Origin of the sequence: Mycolicibacterium pyrenivorans (genome assembly GCF_025821625.1) — a bacterium.
Classification (GTDB): Bacteria; Actinomycetota; Actinomycetes; order Mycobacteriales; family Mycobacteriaceae; genus Mycobacterium; species Mycobacterium pyrenivorans.
The window spans coordinates 28886-43515 of the sequence record NZ_JACKSH010000260.1 but is presented as its reverse complement, the minus strand read 5'-3'; the positions used below and the strand labels follow the sequence as shown (position 1 = coordinate 43515).

At 68.3% G+C, this 14630-nt stretch carries 17 protein-coding genes, 1 tRNA gene and 1 pseudogene; 9 read left to right on the top strand and 10 right to left on the bottom strand.

Features of this window, described 5'->3' with window-relative positions:
• Nucleotide 1 precedes the first annotated feature (1 nt).
• The 3 genes from H7I57_RS28990 to H7I57_RS28980 are packed head-to-tail and all read left to right on the top strand — an operon-like array spanning nucleotide 2 to nucleotide 2893.
• Complete coding sequence (locus tag H7I57_RS28990; RefSeq protein ID WP_264027965.1) at nucleotides 2-577, top strand: TetR/AcrR family transcriptional regulator; 576 nt, start codon at nucleotides 2-4, stop codon at nucleotides 575-577.
• A gap of 37 nt (nucleotides 578-614) precedes the next feature.
• Nucleotides 615-1061 carry an SRPBCC family protein gene (locus tag H7I57_RS28985; RefSeq protein ID WP_264027963.1) on the top strand — a complete coding sequence of 149 codons (447 nt, stop codon included), beginning with the start codon at nucleotides 615-617 and terminating at the stop codon, nucleotides 1059-1061.
• Complete coding sequence (locus H7I57_RS28980) at nucleotides 1058-2893, top strand: sulfatase-like hydrolase/transferase (protein WP_264027961.1); 1836 nt, start codon at nucleotides 1058-1060, stop codon at nucleotides 2891-2893. The genes H7I57_RS28985 and H7I57_RS28980 overlap by 4 nt, the downstream gene beginning before the upstream one ends.
• A gap of 3 nt (nucleotides 2894-2896) precedes the next feature.
• Here H7I57_RS28980 and H7I57_RS28975 read toward each other — a convergent pair whose 3' ends face one another.
• Nucleotides 2897-4159 (bottom strand): amidohydrolase family protein, encoded by a 1263-nt coding sequence (locus tag H7I57_RS28975; protein ID WP_264028042.1) that lies wholly within the window; start codon nucleotides 4157-4159, stop codon nucleotides 2897-2899.
• 36 nt (nucleotides 4160-4195) lie between these two features.
• Here H7I57_RS28975 and H7I57_RS28970 point away from each other — a divergent pair, with 36 nt between their 5' ends.
• Entirely contained in the window at nucleotides 4196-5107 is a 912-nt protein-coding gene (locus H7I57_RS28970; RefSeq protein ID WP_264027960.1) for an AraC family transcriptional regulator, read from the top strand.
• A 1-nt stretch (nucleotide 5108) separates the two neighbouring features.
• Here H7I57_RS28970 and H7I57_RS28965 read toward each other — a convergent pair whose 3' ends face one another.
• The gene (locus H7I57_RS28965) at nucleotides 5109-5735 is read right to left on the bottom strand and encodes a TetR/AcrR family transcriptional regulator (protein ID WP_264027959.1); all 627 of its coding nucleotides are present in this window, start codon (nucleotides 5733-5735) and stop codon (nucleotides 5109-5111) included.
• Between the two features lie 100 nt (nucleotides 5736-5835).
• Between H7I57_RS28965 and H7I57_RS28960 the strand changes: the two genes are divergently transcribed.
• Nucleotides 5836-6111, top strand: a complete 276-nt coding sequence (locus H7I57_RS28960) for a WhiB family transcriptional regulator (protein ID WP_264027957.1) — start codon at nucleotides 5836-5838, stop codon at nucleotides 6109-6111.
• Between the two features lie 103 nt (nucleotides 6112-6214).
• Nucleotides 6215-6460, top strand: coding sequence for a hypothetical protein (locus tag H7I57_RS28955; protein WP_264027956.1), 246 nt, complete (start codon nucleotides 6215-6217; stop codon nucleotides 6458-6460).
• A gap of 32 nt (nucleotides 6461-6492) precedes the next feature.
• Here the strand turns inward: H7I57_RS28955 and H7I57_RS28950 are convergent, their stop codons facing one another.
• Both H7I57_RS28950 and H7I57_RS28945 read right to left on the bottom strand, forming a co-directional pair.
• Nucleotides 6493-7482 carry a hypothetical protein gene (locus H7I57_RS28950; RefSeq protein WP_264027954.1) on the bottom strand — a complete coding sequence of 330 codons (990 nt, stop codon included), beginning with the start codon at nucleotides 7480-7482 and terminating at the stop codon, nucleotides 6493-6495.
• A 217-nt stretch (nucleotides 7483-7699) separates the two neighbouring features.
• A tRNA-Leu gene (locus H7I57_RS28945) sits at nucleotides 7700-7785 on the bottom strand.
• A 127-nt stretch (nucleotides 7786-7912) separates the two neighbouring features.
• Between H7I57_RS28945 and H7I57_RS28940 the strand changes: the two genes are divergently transcribed.
• From H7I57_RS28940 to H7I57_RS28930, 3 genes and pseudogenes are all read left to right on the top strand, one after another.
• Nucleotides 7913-8323 carry a hypothetical protein gene (locus H7I57_RS28940; RefSeq protein ID WP_264027952.1) on the top strand — a complete coding sequence of 137 codons (411 nt, stop codon included), beginning with the start codon at nucleotides 7913-7915 and terminating at the stop codon, nucleotides 8321-8323.
• Nucleotides 8320-8664, top strand: a complete 345-nt coding sequence (locus H7I57_RS28935; protein ID WP_264027950.1) for a DUF3817 domain-containing protein — start codon at nucleotides 8320-8322, stop codon at nucleotides 8662-8664. Before H7I57_RS28940 ends, H7I57_RS28935 begins: the two co-directional genes overlap by 4 nt.
• A gap of 18 nt (nucleotides 8665-8682) precedes the next feature.
• Nucleotides 8683-9831 (top strand): annotated as a pseudogene (locus H7I57_RS28930) (acyltransferase family protein); the annotation flags it as partial.
• 2 nt (nucleotides 9832-9833) lie between these two features.
• Here H7I57_RS28930 and rdgB read toward each other — a convergent pair.
• From rdgB to H7I57_RS28900, 6 genes are read right to left on the bottom strand one after another with little or no spacing between them, the layout of a single operon-like run.
• Nucleotides 9834-10442: an RdgB/HAM1 family non-canonical purine NTP pyrophosphatase gene (gene rdgB / locus H7I57_RS28925; RefSeq protein WP_372510484.1), complete on the bottom strand. Its 609-nt coding sequence runs from the start codon at nucleotides 10440-10442 to the stop codon at nucleotides 9834-9836.
• Nucleotides 10443-10447: 5 nt separating this feature from the next.
• On the bottom strand, nucleotides 10448-11230 hold the full coding sequence (rph, locus tag H7I57_RS28920; protein ID WP_264027948.1) for a ribonuclease PH: 783 nt from the start codon (nucleotides 11228-11230) through the stop codon (nucleotides 10448-10450).
• Between the two features lie 59 nt (nucleotides 11231-11289).
• Nucleotides 11290-12063, bottom strand: coding sequence for a cyclic nucleotide-degrading phosphodiesterase (locus H7I57_RS28915; RefSeq protein ID WP_264027947.1), 774 nt, complete (start codon nucleotides 12061-12063; stop codon nucleotides 11290-11292).
• 58 nt (nucleotides 12064-12121) lie between these two features.
• Complete coding sequence (murI, locus tag H7I57_RS28910; protein WP_264027946.1) at nucleotides 12122-12958, bottom strand: glutamate racemase; 837 nt, start codon at nucleotides 12956-12958, stop codon at nucleotides 12122-12124.
• Nucleotides 12955-13641, bottom strand: coding sequence for a rhomboid family intramembrane serine protease (locus H7I57_RS28905; RefSeq protein ID WP_264027943.1), 687 nt, complete (start codon nucleotides 13639-13641; stop codon nucleotides 12955-12957). Before H7I57_RS28905 ends, murI begins: the two co-directional genes overlap by 4 nt.
• 10 nt (nucleotides 13642-13651) lie before the next feature.
• Nucleotides 13652-14626, bottom strand: coding sequence for a cysteine synthase (locus tag H7I57_RS28900; protein WP_264027941.1), 975 nt, complete (start codon nucleotides 14624-14626; stop codon nucleotides 13652-13654).
• Between the last annotated feature and the right edge of the window lie 4 nt (nucleotides 14627-14630).

The window sequence follows — 14630 nt, the reverse complement described above, 5'->3', positions numbered from 1 at the left end:
GATGGCCACCCAGATCACGACGCCCAGGAGGCGCAGTGAGAAGTCACGCATGGCCATCGTGCGCGCCACCCGGGAACTGCTGCTGGAACGCGGCTTCGACAAGCTCAGCATCGAGGCGGTCGCCGCCCGCGCCGGCGTCGGCAAGCAGACCATCTACCGCTGGTGGCCGAGCAGGCACGCGCTCGTCGCCGATGTCATCCTGGAGGACGCCGACAGGATCCTGCGGCCCATCACACCGACCGACGACGTCGCCGCCGACGTCTGTAGGTGGGCGGTCGACCTCGCGGCGGCCTTGACGACCGCTCGCGGGAACGCCATGTTGCGAATCCTCACCACCGCCGGGATGGAGCATCCCGACACCGCAGCCCGCTTGCGCGCGGGGTTCAGCACGCCGCTGCACGAAACCGTGCGAAGCCGGTTGCTGGCCGCGGGTTTCGACCCTGCGGTGGCCAAGGACGCTGCCGATGCGATCGTCGGCGGTGTCGTCTACGCGATCCTGAGCGAGGGGCGATCCTTCGCACGCGGGCGGGCCGAGTCGATCACCCGCACCGTCATCGGCGGCGTCCGCACACCATGACCTGGCGGCGCCGTACCCGACGGGGTTGGATGGGGTGATGTCCGACGTCAGCCACTCCCGAACGATCGCAGCCGAGCCCGAAGCGATCTGGGAGGTGCTGGCGGACTTCGGTTCGCTCAGCGCGTGGGCCGACGGCGTCGACCATTCCTGCGTGATCCACAACGGCGAGGGCGTCGACCCGCTCGGCATGACCCGCCGCGTGCAGATCGGCCGCGACGCGTTCGTCGAAACGATCGTGGCGTTCGCCCCGCCGAGGCTTCTCGCCTACGACATCTCCGGCCTGCCCAGGGGGATCTCGGCGTCCAACCGGTGGAATCTGAGACCCCAGCGCGCCGGCCGGACTACCGTGACGCTCACCAGCACCGCCCGGACACGCACGGGGCCACTGCGACCGATAACCGACCGAATCGCCGCACGCCTGGTGGCGAGGCGCTCCTTGCCCCTGCTCGACTCGCTGGCCACGCACTGTGAGGAGACCCGATGAGTTCCCCTTCGAGCGCCGACCGCCCCGACATCGTCATCGTCATGACCGACGAGGAACGCGCCACTCCGCCCTACGAGACCGCGGCGGTCAGCGCGTGGCGGGACCAGACCCTGCCCGGCAGAAGGTGGTTCGACCAGCACGGCGTCAACTTCGTTCGGCACTACACCGGCTCACTGGCCTGCGTGCCCAGCCGCCCGACCATCTTCACCGGGCACTACCCCGACCTGCACGGGGTCACCCAGACCGACGGCCTCGGCAAGGCCGCGGACGACTCACGGTTGCGCTGGCTGCGTCGCGGCGAGGTCCCCACACTCGGCAACTGGTTCCGCGCCGCGGGTTATGACACCCACTACGACGGCAAGTGGCACGTCTCTCACGCCGACCTGATCGATCCGGCCACCGGGAAACCATTGGCCACCAACGACGACCACGGGGTCATCGACGCTGAGGCGGTACGCCGCTATCTGGTGGCAGATCCGCTTGCGGCATACGGCTTCTCGGGATGGGTGGGCCCGGAACCGCACGGCGCAAGCCTGGCGAATGCCGGCATCCGCCGCGACCCGCTGATCGCCGACCGGGTGGTCGCGTGGCTCGAGGACCGCTATGCGCGACGTCGCGCAGGAGACGCCGACGCACTCCGGCCGTTCCTGTTGGTGGCCAGCTTCGTCAACCCGCACGACATCGTGTTGTTCCCGGGCTGGGTGCGGCGCAATCCGGTCAAGCCGTCCCCACTGGACCCGCCCCACGTCCCGCCCGCTCCGACAGCCGACGAAGATCTGACCACCAAACCGGCCGCACAGATCGCCTTTCGCGAGTCGTACTACTCCGGTTACGGTCCGGCGCGGGCCATCGAGCGGACCTATCGGCGAAGCGCGCAGCAATACCGGGATCTCTACTACCGACTGCACGCCGAGGTCGACACCCCCATCGACCGGGTGCGTCGCGCGGTCACCGACGGCGGATCGGGCGAGGGACCCGATGACACCGTCCTGGTGCGCACCGCCGACCACGGCGACCTGCTCGGCGCACACGGCGGACTGCATCAGAAGTGGTTCAACCTGTACGACGAGGCGACCCGCGTCCCGTTCGTCATCGCCAGGATCGGGCAGCACCCGACCCCCGCGCGCACGGTGACCGCGCCGACCTCGCACGTGGACCTCGTCCCGACGTTGCTCTCGGCGGCGGGTGTCGATGTCGACGCCGTCGCGGCCGAACTGGGCCGGTCGTTCTCGGAGGTGCACCCCCTCCCGGGATGTGATCTGATGCCCGTCGTCGACGGCGCGCCCGCCGACGACGAACGCGCGGTGTACCTGATGACGCGCGACAACGTACTCGAGGGCGATACCGGCGCCTCGGGGATGGCGCGGGCACTCAAGCTGACGACCAACCCGCCTGCGCCACTACGTATCCGGGTACCCGCCTATACCGCCGCCAACTTCGAGGGCATGGTCTTGCGGGTCGACGAGGACACCGCGGCCGGTGGCGCCGGGCACCTGTGGAAGCTGGTGCGCACGTTCGACGACCCGGGAACCTGGACCGAGCCCGGAGTGCGTCACCTCGCCGCCGACGGGTTGGGCGGGCCGATGTACCGCAGCGATCCCCTCGACGACCAATGGGAACTCTACGATCTCACCTCCGACCCCGTCGAGGCGCGGAACCGATGGACCGATCCCGACCTCCACGAAGTGCGCGCCCATCTGCGGGCGCAACTCAAATACGTTCGCACCGAATCGATTCCCGAGCGCAACCAGCCCTGGCCGTATGCGGTCCGGCGGCCGCCGAACGCCTCGCGGTGGTCACCGCTGCGAGCACTCCGCAGCCGATTCGACTGAGCCTCAGGTGCGGGCCAACTGCTTCTCGTTGTAGAGGCGGGCCCACTCGGCGCGCGGCCGGATCGAGACGTCGACGTCGGCGCCCTTGGCGCGCAGCGCGGCGACGGTGGCCTGGTCCTTCGGCGTCAACTTGAACGGGTCCCAACCGAAGAACCGGCAGGAGTTCTCCCAGGTGATCTTGTTGATGTCCGATGCGTCCGCGCCTGCGGCGTTCAGTTCGGCCAGAACCTGCTCGGGGGCGTCGGGCCAGAAGCAGTCGGAGTGCGGGTAGTCGCACTCCCAGGCGATGATGTCGATGCCGATCTCGTGCCGCAGTTTCAGCGAGGTCTTGTCGGTGACGTAGCAGGCCAGCGAATGCTCGCGGAAGACGTCGCTGGGCAGTTTGTCGCCGAAGTCGCGGCGCAGCCACTTCTGGTTGGTGTAGTGCCGGTCGCTGCGGTCGAGATAGAACGGGATCCAGCCGATGCCGCCCTCGGAGAACGCGAATTTGAGGTCGGGGTACTTGCGCATCGCCGGACCCCACAGCAGATCCTGTGCACACATGGCCGACACCTGAGTGGCCAGGATGATGAGGTTGTCGATCGGCGCGTCGGGCGCCATGCTGATCGCGCCGAAGCCGGTGCCGATGTGCAGGCACATCACCACGTTCTCCTCCGACAGCGTCTGGAACACCGGGCCCCAGTACCCGTCGTCGTGGTAGCTCGGCAGGCCCTCGAGGTGCGGCAGTTCCGGCATGGTCACCGCGCGGCAGCCCTTGGCGGCCACCCGGCGGATCTCGGCGCACATGGCCTCCGGGTTCCACGTCGGCAGCACCGCGATGGGGATGAAGCGATCCGGGTAGGAACCGGCCCATTCGTCGATGTGCCAGTCGTTGTAGGCCGACACCATGACCAGCGTGACCTCTTCGCGGTGCATGTTGAGGTGGCGTGCGGAGAACCCGGTGAACGTCGGGAAGCACATCGACGCGAGGATGCCGTTGCGGTTCATGTCACGCACCCGCTCGTGGACGTCGTACACACCGGGCCGCATCTCGGCGAAACCGGCGGGGTCACGGCCCCACTCCTCAGGCGGCCAGGACACCACGGCGTTGAGTCCGCTGACCCCCTGCGGCCGGCCCTGGTACATCCACTGGTCGACGCCCTTGTCGTCGGTCACGACGACGGGCGCCTCCGCCTTGTACTTGGCCGGAACATGGTTGAGGAACATGTCGGGCGGCTCGACCACGTGGTCGTCGATGCTCACCAGAATCAGGTCATCAGGGGTCATGTCTGCGCTCATAACCAAGTAGTACCGTGTGACGGCATGACCGTCTCTGCGTCTTCGGACAGACTCTTGTCCGAAACGGCCAACATGGCGGCCCGCCCCGCCGGTGTTCCTTCCCACCGCCCCGCCGGTGTTCCTTCCCACCGCCCCGCCCGCAGAACGATCGACCTGCGCCGGGGCGGATCGGCGCTCGGCGGCAGCTACCTGTACGAGGGCGATGCGCTGATCACCGGCTGGCACTCCCACGACGTGCACCAGATCGAGTACGCGCTGCACGGGGTCGTCGAGGTCGAGACCGACTCCGCGCACTACCTGCTCCCACCGCAGCAGGCGGCATGGCTTCCGGCGGGGCTCGCGCACCAGGCGGTGGTGAACCCTGACGTCAAGACCGTGGCGGTGATGTTCGACCCCGCGTTGATCGCCGACGCTGGTGACCGGGCGCGAATCCTGGCCGTCTCCCCGCTGATCCGCGAGATGATGATCTACGCGCTGCGCTGGCCGATCGACCGACGCCGAGGCGCCGCCCAGGATGAGGATGTCTCCGACGGCTTCTTCCGCACGCTGGCCGCCCTCGTCTGCGAGGCACTCGAGCACGAGGCGCCGTTGAGCCTGCCGACGTCGGACCACCCGATCGTCGCCGCGGCGATGGCCTACACCAAGCAGCACCTCGATACCGTGACCTGCGAGCAGGTCAGCCGCGCGGTCTCGGTGTCGGAGCGCACGTTGCGTCGGTTGTTCGCCGACACCCTCGGGCTGCCGTGGCGGACCTACCTGCTGCACGCCCGCATGCTGCGGGCGATGGCGCTGCTCGCCGCCCCGATGCAGTCCGTACAGGAGACGGCCACCGCGGTCGGGTTCGACAGCGTCAGTTCGTTCACCCGCGCATTCGCCCAGTTCTGCGGCGAGACACCGTCGGCCTACCGCAAAAGGGTTGCCGGCGTACCGGATTGACTCAGCTGGTGCCGGGTTGTCGAAACAGCCCTTCGCGCAGCAGAGAGTCGACGGAGGCCTGCCATCGGCGCAGTTGCGCGGGCGTGATGAGCGACTCGGGCAGGTGGCGTTCGATGTGCGTGCGCAGGCTTACCCCGCCGAGACCGAGCACCAGGGCGTTCAAGGCCGCCCACGTCAGATCGATGTCGGGGCGGGTCTCGCCGCGCTCGGCACGCAGTCGCCAGCGGGCGTAACCGACCTCCATCAAGGTGTCGAAGATCGTCGCCCCCAGCGGGCTGCCGTCCACCAGTGCCCTGCCCACGTACGCCGCCACGTCCGGCTGCTCGGCAAATATCCGGGTCACCCGGTTGCCGATTTCGGAGACCGAGTCCGCGACACGCTCTGGGATCGGTTGCGCCAGGGGTGTGACCACCTGATCCAGGACGTAGTCGTCGACGGCCTTGATCAGACCCGCCTTCGTGGCGAAGTGGTGCTGCACCAGCCCGAGAGAGACACCTGCTGCTGCGGCGACTCCGCGCAGCGTCGTCGCCGACGTCCCGTGAGCTGCGAAGCTCTGCAGCGCCGCCGCACGGATTCTCTCGATATTGCGCGGCTCTTCCGCACCCGTCCGACCAGATTCCGCCCTCACATGGCCACCGTAGACAACGTCGCACCACAAACCCGAGTCGACAATACGTTCGTATCGTCATTACGATACAAACGTATTGTTGCCGGCGAAGGGAGGTGCGGTGTATCCGATCACGATCGACGAGGAACCGTGGACCGCGCCGTGCACGCGCGATCCCGACCGGTGGACCACCGCAACAGCCGACGACGGCGCCAAGGCGCTGTGCAGAGCCTGCCCACGCCGTTGGCAATGCGCTCGAGAGGCGTGCACGACACCGGGCGCAGAGGGCTTGTGGGCAGGGATCGTGCTACCGCAGAGCGGCCGCAGCCGCCAGTTCGCCCTCCGGCAGTTGCGCTCCCTGGCCGAGCGCAACGGCTTCTCGGTCCGCACGGGATGAGCCGAACGGCGGGTTGAACAGGGCCGACACGGTTCGGAGGTTTCAGAGCGGTACGGGTGGGTAACAACGACGCATCACGCCGGTACGCCCACTAGGAGAACCCATGGCCACGATGGCCGAGAGCACCCTCACCTCCGACGATCCGTTCAACGAGGCCGTCGCCACGACCGGTCTGTTCCTCATCATCACCGCGATCATCGCCGTCGTGGTGGCCTTCGCGAGTTGGGGAGCCGATGAGCCGCTGATCGCCGCCGTCGCCGGGATCGCGGCGCTGGTCGGTTTCGCGGCGAGCATCATGTGCTTCAAGTCCGAGGCGCCCGACCGCACCCCGGCCGAGGTAGCTGCCTGATCGCCACGACTCCCTCGGCGTAGCCAACGAGGTCACGCCGACCGGGCATATGACGAGCGCAGCCTGTCGCAGGCCTGCACGAAGCGGACCCACTCGTCATCGGTCGGACGGGTGAGACCATCGAGCACCGCGTCGGCCGACACCGTGAATCCCGGGGCTGCCCGTGAGAGCGCCTCCGCCAACGACAGCGCCTCGGCCGCCGGGCCGTCCCAGCGACAGTGGAAGATCCGCTCGCGGATCAGCTCCCGCGCATCGCGGATCGATGCGTCGATGTCCAGGGCGGGCACGCGCAGTGCGGCCTCGCAGCGCGCCACCTGCTCCTCGTAGCGGTCGTCCCAGTTTTCGACCGCCCACCCGCTCCACAGCTGCGGCAGCCCGTCCAAAGCAGCCGTGGGTTCTCCAGTTGTCCACACACCCAAGGCCTTTCGGGGGACGTCCACGTGCACGCCGCCGGTGGGGAACGCGCGCAGGACCACTTTTTTGGATCCTCGCCCCGGAAGCGAGTCGATGAGCGCGGGCCCGCGTGAGGCCGGGAGCGAGTACGGGGTCAGCGGCCAGATCCGTGGACTCCCGTCGCCGGCGACGACGGACACCAGCTGACAAGGCCAATGCCGGCCCCGGGACAGTGCGAGAGGCGCGGCGCGATCCCACACCTCCGGCGCAGGGTCGACGCCGACATATCCGGCGATCTCGGGCATCCCGCCGTAGGCCCAACCGACCTCGAACCCGGTCCAGACGTCGGGCAGTACTTTGAGCATCGCCCTGCGGTGCGGTATCTCGGCCATCAGGTCGTCCCCGAAGAACAGGAGCCGCGATCGGTCGAAGTCGATGACCGCTCCGCTGTAAGACGGGTACACCCCTGCCCACTCGCCCTCGGTGCACCGTTGGAAGGTGGCTACGTGTCGCCGGGCCAACTCCGGGCCACCGATGAGCATGTCGAGAATGCGGCGATCCGCCCAATGCCAGTAGTACCGATGCCAGTCGCCGTTTTCGACGACGACCACATTCCCCTCAGGATCCATTTCGCTCCCCTTGTCCTGGACACACCGTGGAGTGCATCCCTTTGACCGCAGTGTGCGACAACGGTCCGACACGTTCGGGTGTGCGAGGGTCTCCCGAGCGACAACCGAGCGTCGCACGGCACTCGCCGGCGGCAGCGGGGACGACTGGGGCGCCGAGTGTGGATCTCCCAGCGGTCGACGCAGATGTGCTGCGCCACAATCACAGTCGACTATCAGATGGTGCGGGCGGGGGGATTCGAACCCCCACGCTCTTTCGAACACGGACACCTAAAGACCGCGCGTCTACCCTTCCGCCACGCCCGCAACGGGGTTGATCGTACCAATCTCAACACGTCGGACTCCGTCGCTGCTTTGCCCGCAGCGCGGGGCTCCAGTGATCGGTCCGACGACGAGTTCATCAGGGCCAAGGGCCGCGCGGTACCGTGGGAAGGTGTCCACTACGCGGCGTAGGAGGCCGGCGCTCATCCTTCTGGTGACCGCCGCTGCCGCCGGCTGCCTCGCGTTGGCGTGGTGGCAGTGGACCCGGTTCGAGTCGACCTCGGGCAGTTTCCAGAACCTCGGCTACGCGTTCCAGTGGCCGCTGTTCGCCGGCTTCTGCGTGTACGCCTATTACAAGTTCGTCCGCTATGAGGAGGCCCCACCGGCGCCCCATCCAGGGGACACTGTCACCGAGATCCCTGCCGGACTTCTCCCCGAGCGGCCGAAGCCGGCGACGCAATCGGAGGGTGACCAGACACTGCGTGAGTACAACGCTTATCTGGCCGAACTCGCCGAGGCCGACAAGACGACTCGAGACACTGACCCGAGACCGACACGAGACGGACAGGAACCCGGTACGTGACCGCACCCGAGACCCCTTCGCCCATCACACCTGTCGAGACCATCCGCAAGGCGCTCCTCGGTTACCGGGTGCTCGCCTGGGCGACAGGCCTCTGGTTGATCGCCCTCTGTTACGAAATGGTGTTGAAGTACGCGTTCAACGACGACTCCCTCGGCTGGATCGCGGTCGTGCACGGCTGGGTCTACTTCATCTATCTGCTGTTCACCGCCAACCTCGCCGTCAAGGTCCGCTGGCCGATCGCCAAGACCGTCGGCGTGTTGCTCGCGGGCACGATCCCGCTGGTCGGGATCATCGTCGAGCACTTCCAGACCAAGAGCATCAAGGATCAGTTCGGGCTCTGAGTAGCTAGACTCGGTTCCGTGTCAGCCAGCCTCGGGGTGCGCTGCGGCGCCGGCCCGGAGGGTCGTCCGAGCGCGGCGTCGTCCCGCCTTCCCGCCCTCACCGGCCTGCGTGCCGTCGCCGCGTTTCTGGTCGTCGGCACCCACGCAGCGTTCGCCACCGGCTACCTCACTCACGGCTACCTCGGGGCCATGTCCGCCCGCCTGGAAATCGGCGTCGCGGTCTTCTTCGTGCTGTCCGGATTCCTGTTGTTCCGACCGTGGGTGCGCGCGGCCAGGGACAAGGCACGGGGCACGCCCGCGCCGTCGGTACGCCGCTACGTCAAACATCGGGTGCGACGTGTCGTGCCGGCCTACGTGGTGGTGGTGATCGCCACATTCGAGATCTACACCGTCTTCACGCCCGGCCCCAACCCCGGGCAGACCTGGCACGGATTGCTCCGCTACCTCACCTTCACTCAGATCTACACGACCGACTACCTGGCGACGATGCTGCACCCCGGCCTCTCGCAGATGTGGAGCATGGCGGTCGAGGTCGCTTTCTACGCGGCGCTTCCCGCGTTGGCCTACGTGCTGCTGCGGGTGCTGTGCGGCGGCGAGTGGCGACCCCGCCGGGCGCTGGCCGGGCTTGCCGTCCTCGCGGCGGTGACCCCGGCGTGGCTGGTCCTCGTCACCCTCAGCGATGCGCTGCCGAACTCCGCGGGCATGTGGCTGCCCGCCCACCTCGCATGGTTCGTGGGCGGGATGGCGCTGGCGGTCCTGCGGGCACTCGGCACCCGCTGCCCCGCCAGGGTCGCGCTCCCCGTCGCGGCGGCCCTGTACCTGGTGGTGTCGACGCGGGTCGGCGGCGCCATCCTCGGCCCGGACCCGGCATGGGTGCCGGTGGCGAAGTCGCTGCTGTACGCCGCGATCGCGACGCTCGCGGTCGCCCCGCTGGTACTCGGCAGCCAGAACCGGTACTCGCGCTTCCTGGCCAGCAGGCCGATGGTGTGGCTCGGTGAGATCTCCTACGAGATCTTCCTGCTGCACGTCGTGATCATGGCGCTGGTGTTGCATCTGGTGCTCGGATGGCCACTGTTCACCGGATCCATGCCGGGGCTGTTCGCCACCACGCTGGCCCTGACGATCCCGGCCGCGTGGGCGCTGCACCGGGTGACGAGGCCTCAGAGGCCTCAGACCAGCGTTCGCAGAGAGGGCACCAGCGCCGCCAGCGCCCTGGCCCGGTGCGACGCCGCGTCCTTCTCCTCCGGCCCGAGCTCCGCGGCGGTTCTCACGTCGTCCGCAGGCAGGAACACCGGGTCGTAGCCGAATCCCCCGTCGCCGCGGGGTTCGCGCACGATGCTGCCCGCCCACTCGCCGCGCACCACCGCGCTGTCACCCTCGGCTGCGCCGAAGACCAGCGCGCACGCCGACACGAAGGCCGCGCCGCGGCGCTCCTCGGGGATGTCGCCGAGCTGGGCCAGCAGCAGCGCGGTGTTCGCGGCGTCGTCGCCGTGCCGCCCCGACCAGCGCGCGCTGAGCACCCCCGGCATCCCGTTGAGCGCATCGACTTCCAGACCGGAGTCGTCCGCGACGGCGGGCAGGCCGGTGGCCGTGAACGCGTCGCGGGCCTTGGCCAGCGCATTGTCCTCGAAGGTCGCCCCCGTCTCGGGAGCCTCGTCGAAGGGCGGCACATCGTCGAGCGACAGCAACGTCAGGCCCGACAGTCCAGCGGCGTCGAGCACCCGGTGCAACTCGGCCAATTTCTTCCGGTTGCGCGTGGCCACCAGCAGCCGCGGCATCCGACTCAGCTTCCGAAGGACTTCTTGGCCGATTCGCCGGACTCGGGCAGCACACCGGGATACGGCAGTTCCAACGCCTGTCGCTGAATGTCGAACAGCTGGTCGCAGGCCACCATCGCGACGTCGAGCATCTTGTCCAGCGTCGACCGGGGGAACGTCGCGCCCTCGCCGGTGCCCTGGATCTCGACGAGGGTGCCGGTGTCGGTGGCCACGACGTTCATGTCGACCTCGGCGCGGGAGTCCTCGGTGTAGGGAAGGTCGACACGGATGCGCCCGTCGACGACGCCGACGCTGACCGCGGCGATCGCGCAGGACAGCGGTCGCGGATCCGAGAGCCTGCCGGCAGCGGACAGGTAGGTGACGGCGTCGGTCAGCGCCACGTACGCGCCGGTGATCGCCGCGGTCCGGGTGCCACCGTCGGCCTGCAACACGTCGCAGTCGATCGCGATGGTGTTCTCGCCCAGCGCGCCCAGATCGATGCAGGCGCGAAGTGACCGGCCGACCAGTCGGCTGATCTCCTGGGTCCGGCCGCCCACGCGCCCCTTCACCGACTCCCGATCGGACCGGTCATGGGTAGCGGCGGGCAGCATCGCGTACTCGGCGGTCAGCCAGCCCTGACCGGAACCCTTACGCCAGCGCGGTACGCCCTCGGTCACGCTGGCGGTGCACATCACGCGGGTTTCACCGAACTCCACGAGCACCGATCCGGCGGGATGGGAGGTGAAACCGCGGGTGATGGTGACCGGTCGCAGTTCGTCGTCGAGCCGGCCGTCTTCTCGTCTGGACACGGGCCAACACTAGCCGGTCGCCCGGTCGGCACAGGGCCGCGGTTGGGGACTCTACGAGGTCAGGAGTGTGTGACGTCGAAGGACTCGTTGCAGACCACGGCGTGCACCGGCCCGTCGAACTCGGCCTTCGCCTCGCTGATCACATCCTCGCGCGACGTCCACGGCGGAATGTGGGTCAGCAGCAGTTCGCCGACGCCCGCGCGGGCGGCGGCCCGCCCGGCCTCGGTGCCCGAGAGGTGAAGCCTCGGGGGCCGTGACGGCGAATGCGTCCACGACGCCTCGCACAGGAAGACGTCGGCACCGCGGGCCAGATCGATCAGGGCGTCGCAGTACCCGGTGTCGCCGCTGTACACCAGCGTCGCGTCGGACGGATCGGTGATCCGCATGCCGTAGGACTCGGTCGGATGGCACACGAGGCGGGGCACCACGGTCAACGAACCGATCTCCACCGGTTGGTTGTCCACCCAGTGCCGGACCTCGAAGATGTCGGTGAAGTCGTCGATCTCACCGCCTTCCGGCGATGACGCCGCGCCCAGCCGGGCCCAGGTGTTCGCCGGGCCGTAGACCACGCCGCGTTTCTGTGCGGGGCTCGGGTGGTAGCGCCGCCAGACGAACAGGCCCGGCAGATCCAGGCAGTGGTCGGCGTGCAGATGCGACAGGAGGACGTGCACCGAGTTGGGGTCGGCGTGGCGCTGAAGTGCGCCGAGCACCCCGCCGCCGAAGTCCAGGACCAGCGGGGGTGTGCCGGGGGCGGTCACCAGGTAGCCCGAGGCAGGCGAATCAGGACCGACCACACTGCCGGAGCAACCCAGTACGGTGATTCGCACGCCCACTAGCTTGCCATGCCCACGATCCGCGTGACGAAAACATCGCAGCTTTCGGCGACCAACGTCATGTTCGCGCGCCGAGGTGACGCTGAACAGGCCGGACGCCCTCGACGGTGGGGCCGAGAAATCGTGCCGCCAGCGCGGTGAACGCCTCGGGATCGCCGGTCGCCTCGAACACCCGCCGCGGCGGCGGTGCCGTCGGTTCGGGATGCGGCCTTAGCAAGTCCTCCTCGGTGAGCACGCGCAACAGATCCTTTGCTGTCTCCTCAGCGCTGGACACCAACGTCACGCTGTCGCCCATCGCCAGCTGGATCAGACCCGACAGCATCGGGTAGTGGGTACAGCCGAGCACCAGCGTGTCCACCTCGGCGCGCTGCAGCGGCTCCAGATAACCCTCGGCCAAACCGAGCACCTGTCGGCCGCTGGTCACGCCCCGTTCGACGAAGTCGACGAACCGGGGACACGCCACCGCCGACACCTCGACGTCCCGCGCTGCGGCGAACGCGTCCTGATAGGCGCCGGAGGCGATCGTGGCGGCCGTGCCGATCACCCCGATGCGCCCGCTGCGGGTGGCCCGCACCGCGCGGCGCACCGCGGGCAGGATCACCTCGACCACCGGAATCGGCGCATAGCGCTCCCGGGCGTCGCGCAGGCAGGCCGAGGACGCCGTGTTGCAGGCGATCACCAACGCCTTGACCCCGCGCCCCGCCAGGTCGTCCCCGATCGCCAGGGCATGGGCCCGGATCTCGGGGACACTCAGCGGGCCGTACGGGCCGTTGCCGGTGTCGCCGACGTAGATGATCTCCTCGTCGGGCAACTGGTCGATCACGGCGCGCGCCACCGTCAGCCCGCCGACGCCAGAATCGAAGATCCCGATCGGGCGTGATGCCGCGGACTTCACGTGTTCAGCGAGGGCGGCCGCACCGGGCGCCGCAACGCGCGCGTCTTGCGCTCCGGTCCGGACAACAGATAGGCGGCGAACAGACCCGCGATCGCTCCGCACAGGTGCCCCTGCCAAGAGACTCCGAACGTCCCCGGCAGGACGCCGAGCAGGATGCTTCCGTAGATGAAGAGCACCACGATGCCGATGGTGATCTCCCAGACGTTGCGGGTGAAGAACCCGAACACGATCAGGAAGGTCAACCAGCCGAAGATCAGGCCGGAGGCCCCGATGTGGTTGGTCTCGACCATCATCCCGTTGTACGTCTGCGCCCCCACGTTGCCGATCAGCCAGGTGCCGAGTCCGCCGAGGATCCAGATGATGGCGGTCGCGTAGACGAACCGGGACAACCCCGCCAGGGTCACCAGGAATCCGAGCACCAGCGCCGGCCCGGTGTTGGCCATCAGGTGTTCCCAATTCGAGTGCAGCAGCGGCGCCGTCAAGATGCCCGTCAGGCCGTCGGTCTCCAACGGACGAATGCCGTTGCTGTCGAGTCGATGCCCGGTCAACGAGTCGAAAAGCTCGATGACCCACAGCAACACGACGAACGTCACGATCGTGGCACCGCCGACGAGCCACGCCGGACGTTTCTTGGGCCGTGCGGGCGGCCCCGTCATACCGGGGTAACCACCCGGCAGATTCATGTGTGAACCCTCAAGCCCATAGCTGCCCTTCCAGCGCGTCCTCCGCGTCATCCAGGCTACCGGCGTACGCGCCGGTCGACAGATACTTCCAGCCTGCGTCGCACACCACGAACGCGATGTCGGCACGCTCACCGGCCTTCACCGCCTTGGCGGCCATCCCCAACGCCGCATGCAGGATGGCTCCGGTGGAGATGCCCGCGAAGATCCCCTCGACCTGGACGAGCTCGCGGGTGCGCTTGATCGCGTCGAACGAGCCGACCGAATAGCGCGTGGTGAGCACCTCGGGGTCGTAGAGCTCGGGGATGAAACCCTCGTCGATGTTGCGCAGCGCGTACACACCCTCGCCGTAGCGCGGTTCGGCGGCCACGATCTGCACGCCGGGAACACGCTCACGCAGATAGCGTCCGGTGCCCATCAACGTGCCCGTCGTGCCGAGACCCGCGACGAAATGCGTGATCTCCGGCAGGTCCGCCAACAGCTCGGGACCGGTTCCGTCGTAGTGCGCGGCCGCGTTGGACGGGTTGCCGTACTGATACAGCATCACCCACGACGGGTGTTCTGCGGAAAGCTCTTTGGCGTGCGCAACGGCCGTGTTGGATCCTCCCTCGGCGGGCGAGAAGATGATCCGGGCACCGTAGAGCTCCAGCAGCTGACGCCGTTCGACCGACGTGTTCTCCGGCAGCACGCAGATCATCTGGTAGCCCTTGAGCAGCGCGGCCATCGCCATCGAGATGCCGGTGTTGCCGCTCGTCGGCTCCAGGATGGTGGCACCAGGCTGCAGCACGCCGCTGCGTTCGGCGTCCTCGATCATCCGCAGCGCGGGCCGGTCCTTGATCGACCCGGTCGGGTTCCGATCCTCGAGCTTGGCCCACAACCGGACATGGGGTGAGCCGTCTTCGCCACCGTTCCAGGAGGGCGAGAGCCGCTGCAGCCCGACCAGCGGCGTGTTGCCGAGGGTCTCCAGCAGCGAGTCGTATCGAGTCATAGGA